This is a genomic window from Thermodesulfobacteriota bacterium, assembly GCA_040756475.1.
Classification (GTDB): Bacteria; Desulfobacterota; Deferrisomatia; order Deferrisomatales; family JACRMM01; genus JBFLZB01.
Genome location: JBFLZB010000144.1, coordinates 1 through 11,457, shown reverse-complemented (window position 1 = coordinate 11,457; position 11,457 = coordinate 1). Strand labels below are relative to the sequence as shown.

At 70.5% G+C, this 11,457-nt stretch carries 12 protein-coding genes; 4 read left to right on the top strand and 8 right to left on the bottom strand.

Annotated features, from left to right (window positions below; translation table 11 throughout):
- Window positions 1-269, top strand: a 269-nt coding sequence (locus tag AB1578_17330; GenBank protein MEW6489658.1) for an ATP-binding protein, incomplete at its 5' end; no start/stop codon positions are given.
- A gap of 66 nt (window positions 270-335) precedes the next feature.
- On the opposite strand, the gene AB1578_17325 is transcribed toward AB1578_17330, so the two are convergent.
- The 7 genes from AB1578_17325 to AB1578_17295 all read right to left on the bottom strand — a co-directional run bounded on the left by AB1578_17325 (window position 336) and on the right by AB1578_17295 (window position 6,836).
- Entirely contained in the window at window positions 336-1,202 is an 867-nt protein-coding gene (locus tag AB1578_17325) for an ATP-binding protein (protein MEW6489657.1), read from the bottom strand.
- On the bottom strand, window positions 1,199-2,062 hold the full coding sequence (locus AB1578_17320) for an ATP-binding protein (protein MEW6489656.1): 864 nt from the start codon (window positions 2,060-2,062) through the stop codon (window positions 1,199-1,201). Before AB1578_17320 ends, AB1578_17325 begins: the two co-directional genes overlap by 4 nt.
- A gap of 68 nt (window positions 2,063-2,130) precedes the next feature.
- Entirely contained in the window at window positions 2,131-2,517 is a 387-nt protein-coding gene (locus AB1578_17315) for a NifB/NifX family molybdenum-iron cluster-binding protein (GenBank protein MEW6489655.1), read from the bottom strand.
- A 73-nt stretch (window positions 2,518-2,590) separates the two neighbouring features.
- Window positions 2,591-2,950 carry a NifB/NifX family molybdenum-iron cluster-binding protein gene (locus AB1578_17310; protein ID MEW6489654.1) on the bottom strand — a complete coding sequence of 120 codons (360 nt, stop codon included), beginning with the start codon at window positions 2,948-2,950 and terminating at the stop codon, window positions 2,591-2,593.
- Window positions 2,947-3,333, bottom strand: coding sequence for a NifB/NifX family molybdenum-iron cluster-binding protein (locus AB1578_17305; protein ID MEW6489653.1), 387 nt, complete (start codon window positions 3,331-3,333; stop codon window positions 2,947-2,949). The genes AB1578_17310 and AB1578_17305 overlap by 4 nt, the downstream gene beginning before the upstream one ends.
- Before the next feature lie 545 nt (window positions 3,334-3,878).
- The gene (locus AB1578_17300; protein ID MEW6489652.1) at window positions 3,879-5,297 is read right to left on the bottom strand and encodes a sigma 54-interacting transcriptional regulator; all 1,419 of its coding nucleotides are present in this window, start codon (window positions 5,295-5,297) and stop codon (window positions 3,879-3,881) included.
- A 144-nt stretch (window positions 5,298-5,441) separates the two neighbouring features.
- A complete protein-coding gene (locus tag AB1578_17295; GenBank protein ID MEW6489651.1) occupies window positions 5,442-6,836 on the bottom strand; it encodes a tetrathionate reductase family octaheme c-type cytochrome in 1,395 nt (464 codons plus the stop codon).
- Window positions 6,837-7,264: 428 nt separating this feature from the next.
- On the opposite strand from AB1578_17295, the gene AB1578_17290 reads away from it, so the two are divergent.
- The 3 genes from AB1578_17290 to AB1578_17280 all read left to right on the top strand — a co-directional run bounded on the left by AB1578_17290 (window position 7,265) and on the right by AB1578_17280 (window position 11,197).
- A complete protein-coding gene (locus AB1578_17290) occupies window positions 7,265-8,287 on the top strand; it encodes a 4Fe-4S dicluster domain-containing protein (GenBank protein ID MEW6489650.1) in 1,023 nt (340 codons plus the stop codon).
- On the top strand, window positions 8,284-9,195 hold the full coding sequence (locus AB1578_17285) for a cytochrome b/b6 domain-containing protein (protein MEW6489649.1): 912 nt from the start codon (window positions 8,284-8,286) through the stop codon (window positions 9,193-9,195). The genes AB1578_17290 and AB1578_17285 overlap by 4 nt, the downstream gene beginning before the upstream one ends.
- 340 nt (window positions 9,196-9,535) lie before the next feature.
- The gene (locus AB1578_17280; protein ID MEW6489648.1) at window positions 9,536-11,197 is read left to right on the top strand and encodes an AMP-binding protein; all 1,662 of its coding nucleotides are present in this window, start codon (window positions 9,536-9,538) and stop codon (window positions 11,195-11,197) included.
- 71 nt (window positions 11,198-11,268) lie between these two features.
- On the opposite strand, the gene AB1578_17275 is transcribed toward AB1578_17280, so the two are convergent.
- Window positions 11,269-11,457: rhodanese (locus AB1578_17275; GenBank protein ID MEW6489647.1), on the bottom strand; the 189-nt coding region annotated here is incomplete at its 5' end.

Here is an 11,457-nt window from a genome sequence, read left to right as displayed (position 1 = left end):
CGCAGGTTCACGTGGGCGTGCAGGAAGGCCTGGAGGAGTGGGTGTTCTCGGTGCGGGACAACGGCATTGGGATCGACCCGGCCCACGCCGGCAAGGTCTTCGGGCTCTTCGAACGGCTCCACGGGCCCGCCGAGTACCCGGGCACGGGCCTGGGCCTGGCCCTGTGCAAGAAGGTCGTGGAATCCCGAGGAGGCCGGATCTGGCTGGAGTCGGAGCTCGGCCGGGGGACCACGTTCTTCTTCACGGTGCCCCGGATCGAAGCGGGCTGAGGCGCCTCGCCGAAAGCGGGCCAGCTTCCCGATGCAGCACCCTCGGCTCCGAGGCCCGGACGGGGGTCACGAAGCAGAGAAGAGCGCGTGGAGCCCCTGAGCCAAACGGCCAACGGCCCGGGCGGCGGGGCTCTCGGGGCGGCTGGTGATGGGAAGACCGGCCGCCGCGCACGAGGTCACCGCGGGGTCGTAGGGGATCTCGGCGAGCACGGGGGCTCCGCGGCGGCTCGCCTCCTCGCGGACCGCCTGGGTAAAGAGGGGTGACACGTCGGCGCGGTTGACCGCGATGACGCAGGGAATCTCGAAGTGCGCTGCCAGCTCCAGGACCCGCCTCAGGTCGTGCAGCCCCGCGATGCTGGGTTCGGCCACGGCCAGCACCGTGTGGGCTCCGGCCAGGGAGGCCATGACCGGGCACCCGATCCCCGGAGGGCCGTCGACCACAATCCGGTCCACCCCCTCCCGGGCCGCCGCCTTGCGGCCCTCGTCCCGGAGCACGCTCACCAGCTTGCCGGAGTTTCCCTCCCCGGGGGAGAGCTCGGCGTCGAGGAGCAGACCATAGGCCGTCCGGCTCAGGTTCCACTCGCCGTTTATCCGCTCCGTCAGGCGCACGGCCCCTTCCGGGCAGACGATCGCGCACAGGCCGCACCCCTCGCACTCCACGGCTCGGACCCGGCCGTCCTCCATGGCGCCGAAGCGGCACCTCGCGGTGCAGGCACCACACCCGGTGCACCGGTCGCCGTCGACGACCGCGAGCTTGCCGCCCACGAACGGGGCGGTCGCGAGCCGTTCGGGCCGGGTCAGCAGGTGCAGGTTTGCGGCGTCCACGTCCGCATCCACGAAGATCGCCCGGCCGGCCCACAGGGCGGCCAGGCCCCCGGCCACGGTGGTCTTGCCGGTGCCTCCCTTTCCACTCAGGATCACGAGCTCTCTCACGGCGCGGTCCTTCCAGCCGCCAGGCCTTCACACGCGGCCCACAGGCTCCGCAAGATGCCCCCGTACTCGGGCCGGGCCGCGGGCAGCGCCACCCCGCCGGCCCCCGACTCGGCCAACGCGCGGTCCATGGGAATCTCCAACAGGAGGGGAAGTCCCTGGGCCTCGCAGTACTCGTGGACCGGCCCCCGCCCCCCTTGTGCCTTGTTGAGAACCACCCCGGCGGGCACGCCGAGCACCCTCAGGACGGCGCAGGCTCCCGCCAGGTCGTGGAGCCCGAACGGCGTGGGCTCGGTGACCACCAGGGCGACATCGGCCCGGCGGGCTGCGGCGGCCATGGAGCAGGAGGTGCCCGGCGGTCCGTCGACGATGACGAGGGGCTTGCCGCCCGCCCCTCTGCGAAGGGCGTCGATCACGGGCACGGCCCGGGGCTCTCCCACGTCGAGGAGCCCCCAGGAGAGCTCGATCCCCCCGACTCCTCCCCGCCGCATCACACCGATCCTGCGCGGCATCTCGGAGAGGGCCCCTTCCAGGCACACGTACGCGCACACCCCGCAGGAGTGGCAGTGCTCGGTGAAGATCTCCAGATGCGCTCCGAAGAGCCCCAGGGACCCGAACTGGCAGGCCGTCGCGCACGCGCCGCAACCCGTGCACTTCTCCCTCTCCCAGGAGGGGACGAGCACCGTTACCGGTTCCTCGCCGACCGGCCCTGGGTTCAGGTACAGGTGGCAGTTGGGGGCCTCCACGTCGCAGTCCACCAGCCGCACCGTCGCGTCGCCCTGCTCGGCCAGGGCGACGGCGAGCCCCACGCTCACCGTCGTCTTTCCCGTGCCGCCCTTGCCGCTGACCACACACAGCTCCACGGGTTCTCCTGAGAAAAGGTTTCTCGCGCCGTTCACCCCCTGCGCTCCGGAGGCGTGACAGAGCCTGGTCAGGGATGGTGGTGATGGGCGCCGCACACGTCGGCGTCGCCGATGGGCCGCACCGCCCCTCGCAGATAGGCGTCCACGACTTCCCCGACCCTCTCCCCCGGGCCCACCAAAACGGCGATGCCCATGGACTGGAACCCCTGGAGCGGCCTCATCCCGATGCCTGCTACCACCAAGGACGTGGCGCCCTCGCGGTGCAGCAACTGCACCGGCACCAGGCACCCGCCTTCCCGGTGCTCGGCGTTGGGCACCACGCGGGTCGAGACCACGGTGTCGCCCCGCAGGGTCACCAGGGTGAAGGCGTCGCAGCGTCCGAAGTGGCCGGACCGGGGGGCCTCGAGCCCGCCGGGGGCCATGGAGGGAATGGCGATGACGGTGTCGCTTTGCATCTTCGTGCTCCTCTTGGGTCGATAGGGGCTGCAGCGCGGGAACGACCCCGCGCAAAACTCCGAATCACGCAGTTCAGGGCCTGCCCGACGCGTCCTGCACCCCGGCCCGCGTCAGGCGGCCCTCGCGCCACTGCTCCAGGGCCGCCGCCGCCGTTCCCGCGGCGCCGTGGTAGACGGCAATTCCTGCGGCGTCCAGGGCCCGGTACGCCTTGGGTCCGGTCACGCCGGTCAGCACGGCGCCGGCTCCCCGCCCGGCCACGGCCTGGGCTGCCTTGACCCCGGCACCCTGCACGGCGTTTCTCGCTTCCGCGTTGTCCAGGGCTTCCCAGGAGCCGTCCGCCTCGTTGTAGACGAGAATCCAATACGCCCGCCCGAAGCGCTCGTCCACCGGGCTGTCGGGGCCCGATCCCCTCGCGGTCACTGCGATCTTCATGGGGTTTCTCCTCGCCTTCGGTGTATGTGCATGCCCCAGCCGCACGGGGGGGAGCGGGAGGGACAGGCCGCAGTGCCCGGCGGCTTCATTTCTCCCCGGGCCCAACGGGCGGCCACCTCGCCAACCTCGCCCCGCTGGCCTGCGATCACCCACAGGCCCGCGGCCTCCAGGTCCGCCTGAAATCGAGGGTGGATGCCCCCGCAGAGAACTCCCCCCACCCCCTGGCGCACGAGCCAGAGGGGCAGCCGCGGCTCCAAGGTGGGGTCCCACTCCCGCAACCCCAACGCCCGCACCCCGTGGCCGCCCTCGCTTTCGGCCAGCCAGAAGGTCCGGGCCATCCCGAACCGGGGGAGCACCCGGGTGCCGTAGACGGGGACGGCCACGGCGCAGGGTCCCGCTTCGGTCGCGGTCCGCTGTCGGACGGCCGCTGCGGCTCTCGCGGCCTGCGGGCTGCCGCTTCCGGTCACCGGCGACTACTCCGGCGCCGCCCCCGAGAGCTCACCCAGCCGGGCCTCCACCTCCTGAAGCTTCCGGCGCAGTGCCTCCGCCTCCACCGCCAGGGCTTCCCGATCGCCGGACTCCGCCCGGCCACAGGGACCGAGCCCTCGCCCCCCGGCCAAACGGCCGCGCCCGACAAAGCACAGCCCCAGTCCCGCCCCCGCCCCCAGGCCTCGACCTCTCCTTCCCTCACGACCTCTTCCCCTCGGCCCGGTCCCGTCCAATCCTGGCATGGTGCGCCTCCCTTCCTCGGATGCCTTGCCGGCGCCACGTCTCGGCGCCGTTCCTGAACTCGGTACAAAGCAATGCCCGTGCCAAGCCCCCGCTCCGACACGTGACGGCAGTGATTTCGAGAGGTTCCGAGGGGTTTCGACGGCGGCTGAGAATCCGGAGAATGATGCAAAGGCAACAGCACCGAGAAGAACGAGGCCTACTTCTCCCGCGTTGCCGGGAACGCCACGTGTTGCGGTGACTGTTGCTCGCCGCGGCTTGACGCAACGCCATGCAACGGGATTTCGGGATCCCTTTCCGGCGCCTTGAGCCAGCGCCACAAGGTCGTCCGATTCACACCCAGGACCTCCGCGGCCCGCGTGCGGTTGCCGCCCTGCTCCTGCAACACCCGGCGCAGAACCTCGGCGGAGGGGCGGCCGCGGTCGCTCCCGCCTTCGTAGCCCCCCGAGACCCCGGATCTCGTCAGGTCGCCGGGCAGGTGCTCGGGGGTGATCTCGCCGCCGCGACATACGATGACGGCTCGTTCCACGAGATTGAGGAGCTCTCGCACATTGCCCGGGTAGTCGTGGGAGAGGAGGAGCTGGAGGACGTCCGGGGAGAAGCGGGCGGCACGCTTTCCATAGCGGTGGGCGAAGCGTGCCAGGGCAAGGTCGAGGAGCAGCGGGATGTCCTCGGGTCTTTCCCGCAGGGGCGGGATCTCCAGGGCCACCACGTGCACCCGGAAGAAGAGATCGCGGCGAAACGTGCCTGCCTCGACCATGGCAGCCAGGTCGCGATGGGTGGACGCCACGAAGCGCACGTCCGCCGTCTTCGGCCGGCTCGCTCCCAGGGGCTGGTACTCCCGGTTCTCGAGCACCCGGAGGAGCTTCACCTGCAGCGGCAGGGGAAGGTCGCCGATCTCGTCCAGCACCAGGGTCCCCCCCCGCGCCTGGTCCAGCCGCCCCGGCCGATCGGCCACCGCCCCGGTGAACGCCCCCTTGCGGGTCCCGAAGATCTCCGCCTCCAGCAGGGTCTCGGGCAGCGCCCCGCAATTGACCACCACCAGGGGGCCGTCCTTGCGGGGGCTCAGGTCGTGCACGGCCCTTGCCAGCAACTCCTTGCCCGTGCCGCTCTCTCCCCGCAGCAGCACCGTGGCCTCGCTGGCCGCCACCTCGGGCAGCACGTCGAACAGGCGCCGCATGGCGGGGTTTCGGCTGACGAGATCCCGAAAACGGTACTTGCCCGCCACTTCCTCCCGAAGGGCCTGAATCTGCGACAGATCGCGAAACGTCTCCACCCCCCCCACCGGCAACCCCGAGGCGTCTCGCAGGACCGAGGCGCTGACCGAGATCGGCACCTCGCGGTTGTGCCGATCCAGAATCTCCACCTCTCGCGGGCGCACGGGCGCGCCGGTCCGCAAGGCCTCGCCCACGGGACACTCGGCAAAGCACACGTTGGCGCGAAAGATCTCGCAGCAGGGCTGTCCGAGCGCCTCTTCCCGCGCAAACCCCGTGATCTCTTCGGCGGCACGGTTGAACGAGGTGATGCGCATCTCGGTGTCGACGGTGAAGACCCCGTCGGCAATGCTGTCGAGGATGGTCGCGAGGTGCTCCAGGTGGGCACAGGAGGTGTCGGCCATGGGGCGAGGGTAGTCCTCGGTCCGTTTCGATTCAACCCGGGGTCCGGGCTTTCTGCCCCACTCCGAGAGGTCGGGGACGGGCTCCACAAAACTCTTGCCGCCTGCACCGGACCCTGAGGAGACCAAGGGAGAAGGCGCCCCCGCTCAGGGCTGGGCCGCCGCCCGGGGCCGGGCCCGGAGTGGGTCTGCGCTGTACCCCAGGGCCTGCCAGTCGAGCCGGCCCCTGCTGCCATGACAGTCGAGACACCCCAGGGCCTGGCTGGCCGGGGCCACCATGTGGTTCAGGGGCCAGTACATCACCGTGTCGATGAAGGCGACCTGGCCGCTAAAGGGCAGGCCCGAGGCTTCCATGCCCAGCCGGGACGCCTCGTTCCAGTCGAAGGTCTTCCAGTACCCGCCCTCGCCAAAGACCTTGGGAGTAATCAGGACGCGGTGCTCGGGGTCGAAGGGCTGGCGTCCCGTATGGACCTTGAAGGGCGCGATCCGCGCGGCCGCCTCGCCCCGGGAGCCCAGGGGATAGCTCAAGCGCACCGGTCCCTCTCCTTCGACCCTTTCGCCAGCCAGGTAGGCGCCACCTGAGCCGTTGTACCAGGCATAAACGGGCTGGACGTTCTTGCCCCACGTGACCCGCCCTTTGGCTTTCGTGTAGGTGGGTTGCCCCTCCTGCTTCGGGCTCCCCTGGACATCTTGCCCCGCTGCGGACCAGTCCCAGGAGGTCTTGGTGGGCACCTGCCGCGCAAAGGTGGGGATGTGGCAGGTCTGGCACGCCACGGCCGCCAGGTGCCCGTCCAGGAGCGGCTCGCCGTGGGGTCGCTCCTCGTGGCAGTTCGCGCAACCGATGTGTGCCTGGCCGCCGGGAGAAACGGCCATGGAGTTGCCCCGGATCCGGTGTTCTTCGGCCCCGTGGCATTCCTGGCAGGCAAAGTCGGCCCCGTCGGTGCCCATGTGCACATCCAGCGTCCGGGTGGGCTTGGCGATGGACGAGTCGAGGTCGCCGTGCTTCACCGCGTCGCCCCCTCCCCCGTAGAAGTGGCAGGCGCCGCAGTTCTCCCGTCCAGGCTTGCCTACGTGGCGCGCCACGTGGAGCAGGTCAACGAGCGGTTCCGGGGCTCCCGCTCCCGTGGGCACCTTCTTGTAGGTGCCGGTGGTATCGTGGCACACGAGGCAGTCCACTCGGGTCTTGTCGGTGAAGTCGAAGCTCGCATCCTCCCAGCCGTAGCCCGCGTGGCAGCTCGTACACCGGGGCCAGTTGCCGCTGACCGATACGCAGAAGTTGTTGATAGCATTGACCTTGCCCCGGTCCACCACCCCACGCCCCTCGATCGCTTGAGGCAACGACCAGGTCCAGTGGGTGGTCTTCATCAAGGCCACGGCGGCGTCTTCGTGACACTCCAGGCAGGCGCGGGTGACCTCGGGCCCGGAGTTGAGGGGTTGCAAAAAGTACCCGCGGTGGTCGGCCGCAGTCGACGGCCGCACGCCGAAGGCGACCAAGGCCCCCAGCGCCCAGACGACGGGAAGGATCTGCCGCAGTCTCTCCATGTTCTTTCTCCATGCCGGTGGGGCGGCGGGGCGGCTCGCTCTGTGCGGGCTCCGAGGCCCATGTGCTTGCTCTGAACGTTTTGACGCGCGTGGCCCGGCGCGCTAGATTCCCTGTACGCCGCCGTGAAATGACCCGTTGGATGCCTGATTCCAAGTGTGGTTACCGGAGGATGCGAGTTTTTTCGCAGGAGAGAGGAGAGGGGAACCTGTTTTCACCCTGGGGAAACCGGTCGGCGGCGCGGCCCCGGTAACCTTTCGGAGCACGCCGCCATCTCAGGCCCGTCCGGCCTGCCGCATCCTCCGGCCAGGTTGGACACGTCGGTCGACGGACGAGGGAGGGGAGGGAGCAGCCCGAAGCACGAAGGCCGCCATCCCGAGGGGGACAGGTGTATTGCCGTCGCGGGAGCGGAGAAGGAGGAGTGCGCACCATGGATCCACGGCAACCGCACATCACGCGAAGAACGGCCCTCAAGACCCTGGGGGCCGCTGCGGGCCTGGCGGGCGCCGCGCCAGCCCTGGCGGCCCCGCGCCGCCGGGACGACATCGGGGTCCTGGTGGACCTCACGCGCTGCGACGGGTGCCCCGACGCGGGGACGCCCCGTTGCGTGGCCGCCTGCCGGGCCAAGAACCAGGCCCGCTACCCCGAGCCGGACCCGGACCGGCCCATCCCGGACTACTGGCCCCAGAAGCGGCACGAAGACTGGCGACCCCGCCGGGAGGACACCGGTACCCTCACGCCCTACAACTGGACCTTCGTCCAACGCGTGACGGTGGAGCACGGCGGGCGCACCCACGAGCTGCACCTCCAGCGCCGGTGCATGCACTGCGACAATCCCACCTGCGCCGCCACCTGCCCCTTCAGCGTCATCGAGACCAAGCCGGGGGGTGCGGTGCACATCCTCCCCCACCTGTGCGTGGGCGGGGCCAAGTGCCGCGCCGTGTGCCCCTGGGACATCCCCCAGCGGCAGGCGGGGGTGGGCATCTACACGAAGGCGGCGCCCAAGCTCGGGGGCGGCGGGGTCATGTACAAGTGCGACCTGTGCTTCGACCGGCTGGCGGAAGGCAAGTCCCCCGAGTGCGTGGCTGCATGCCGACAGCGCCTGGGGGAAGAGGCGCCGCTCCTCTCCGGCCCCCGCGCCGAGGTGGTGGCCCTGGCCCGGCACCGGGCCCGGCAGATCGGGGGCTTCACCTACGGTGACGTGGACAATGGAGGTACCGGCACGGTGTACGTCTCCCCGGTGCCCTTCGAGGCCATCGATCAGGCGCTTCGGGCGCGGGAGAAGGAGCGATTCTTCTTTCCGGCCAACCCAAACCCCCTGGCCGAAGCCCACGCCGCCATGAAGGCGGTGCTGTGGGCCCCCCTGGCGGGCGCAGCGGGGGCGCTGCTGGCCGGGGCCCGGGCGCTGGCAGCTTCCAAGCGCAACCAAGAAGAGAGGGAGGGCGGGAAATGAGCGGCACCGCACCGAGGGAGAGAGCCACTGTCCCGCGCCACGACGGATGGACCCTCCTGGAGCACTGGGCCGTAGCCCTCTCGGGCCTCCTGCTCCTCTTCTCGGGCTTCGGCCAGATGCCCATGTACAGCCGCTACCTGGTGGACCGGCTTCCGGGGCTCGGCTGGTCCTCGGACTACGACGCGACCTTCCAACTGCACCTGTGGGCGGCCGCCGTGTTCACCGCCGCCGTGGTCTTCCACGCCGTCCGCAACCTCGCCGTGGGGGGCCGGGCCGTCCTCCCGCGGCGGGGCGACCTGGGGGAGTCGGCCCGCATCCTGTGGGCCATGCTCACCCGCAGGCCCGAGCCCCCCTCCCACAAGTTCCTGGCCGAGCAGCGCCTTGCCTACGCCTTCCTGGGGAGCGTGAGCCTCGTGCTCGCAGCCACCGGGCTCGTGAAGGTGTTCAAGAACTTCGGCGCCGTGGATCTGCCCCACGGCTTCGTCTTCTGGACCACCCTCTTCCACAACGTGGCGACGGTGTTCTTCCTCCTGGGCTTCTTCGCGCACCTGGGAGCCTTCGTGGTCAAGGCCAACCGCCCGCTCCTGCCCTCGATCTTTACCGGCCGGGTGGACCGGGAGTATGCCCGGCACCGCCACCCCCTCTGGACGGCCGAGCTCGAAGGGGGGGCACGCCCTGCCCCCGCCCGCCGCCTCTCCGCCCGGGACGCCGCGCTGGTGCTCTACGGCGCCGTGGCCGCCACCGGCGTCGTGCTGGGCCTCGCGGTCTCCCCCTCCTGGTACGCCCTGACAGCAGCCGTCGCCCTGGCCCAGGCCGTGGCGGGCCTCAGCGGACGCTGCCCCCTGGAGAGGGCCCTGGGCGCCCTGGGGTACGAAACGGGGAACGTCGTTCCGGCCTCACTGCCGTAACCCCCTGATCCCCTGCCGCAGAACCGTCTGCACCCTGAGGCCGTGCCCAGAATCCACCACCAAATCAAGGGGCGGGTTCCGGGAGCCCCGGAGCATAGCCCCGTGCCGCATCGACCGATCCGCCACAACCGGTGGAAACCGGTGACGCGATGCGCACCGATTCCGTGAGGGGGCCCTCCTCCAATTCACGCGGATTGCGGGGCGGAGCGCAGGGGCTCCCGGAACCCGCTCGCCACCCAGGTGGCGGATCGCGGGTGCGGGATCGCCTTGAGCCGGTGTTCACTATATGTGTACCATCTCCCGGTCCGTTCCCTCTTTGTGGCAGGCCGGAGGTGGAGACATGGTGCGGGAGGAGATGACCCTCGGAGCAGTCCTGGACGCGGCGGCGGAGAAGGTGCCGGACCGGGACGCCCTGGTGTACGTGGACCGGGGGCTGCGGTACACCTACCGTGAATTCCGGGAGCGGGTGAACCTGTTGGCCCGGGGGCTCCTGGCCCTGGGGGTGGAGAAGGGCGAGCACCTGGCCCTGTGGGCGGTGAACCTGCCCGAGTGGGTGCTCCTCCAGTTCGCCACCGCCAAGGTGGGGGCGGTGCTCGTCACCGTGAACACCAACTACCAGCGCCACGAGCTCAAGTACGTGCTCGGGCAATCCGACGCCACCACCCTGTTTTTGGCCGAGGGGTACCGCGACGTGGACTGCTTGGCGGCCCTCTACGACGTGGTGCCCGAGGTGCGCGACCCCGCCTGGCCCGAACCGGGCTGTCCCGACCTGCCCCGGCTTCGCCGGGTCGTCTTCCTGGGGCAGGGGGAGCGGCCGGGCACCCTGCCGTTGCCCCGCCTCTACGAGCTCGGGCGCGGCGTCGCCCCCGCCGCCCTGGCGGAGCGGGAGGCGCAGCTCTCCCCCGCCGATCCCATCAACATGCAGTACACCAGCGGAACCACCGGGTTCCCCAAGGGCGTGCTCCTTTCCCACGCCAACATCGTCGCCAACGCCCAAGCCCAGGCCGAGGTGCTGGGGTTCTCCGAGGCGGACCGGCTGTGCATCCCGGTGCCCTTCTTCCACTGCTTCGGGTGCGTGATGAGCACGCTCTTGTGCGTGTGCAGCGGGGCAACCATGGTGCCGGTGGAGACCTTCGACGCCGGGCTCATCCTGCGCTCCATCGAGGAGGAGCGCTGCACGGCCGTCCACGGGGTGCCCACCATGTTCATCGCGCTGCTCGACCACCCCGACTTCCCCCGGCGAGACCTCACGAGCCTGCGCACCGGCATCATGGCGGGCGCCCCCTGCCCCGTGGAGCTCATGCGACGGGTCATGGGGCGGATGCACATGACCGAGATCTGCATCACCTACGGCCAGACCGAGGCGAGCCCCGGGATCACCATGACGCGCCGCGACGACTCCCTGGAGCGCCGGGTGTCCAGCGTGGGGCGCGCCCTGCCCGGGGTGGAGGTGAAGATCGTGGACCCGGAGACCGGCGCCGAGGTGCCGCCGGGGGCCCAGGGCGAGCTCTGGAGCCGGGGGTACAACACCATGCTCGGATACTACAAGATGCCCGAGGCGACCGCCGAGACCGTGGGCGCGGACGGTTGGCTCCACACCGGCGACCTCGCGACCATGGACGAGCACGGGTACTGCAAGATCACGGGGCGGCTCAAGAACATGATCATCCGGGGGGGCGAGAACATCTTCCCCCGGGAGATCGAGGAGTTCCTCTACACCCATCCCGAGGTGCTCCACGCCGAGGTGGTGGGAGTGCCCGATCTCAAGTACGGAGAACAGGTGCTGGCGGCCATCGTACCGCGCAACGGCACCGTGCTTACCCAGGAGCAGATCCAGGCCTTCTGCCGGGGCAAGATCGCCCGACACAAGATCCCCCGCTACGTGATGTTCCTCCCGAGCTTTCCCACCACCGCCTCGGGCAAGGTGCAAAAATTCGTGCTGCGGGATTGGGCGATCGACCGCTACGGCTTGGCGGAGGCGGCGAAGGTCGAGACGGCATAGGGCAGGGGGCTGGGGGCGGGGAGAGATGGGGCCGGCGGAACCTGGCCCCGCGCCCGTGGGCGCCTTCTCCTTCAGGCGTGGGTGCGCCGTTCCCAGAACCGCCGGACCAGCCGGCCGGCCAGCAAGAGGGCAGCCAGGGCCAGGAGGGGCCACGAGGTCTCCAGGCGCGCGAGCTCGGCGGCTTCGCCGGCCGCGGCCACGTTGTGCACGGCGCTCGCGTACAGGTACCCTTTGACCCCGAAGCCCACCAACGCCGAGAG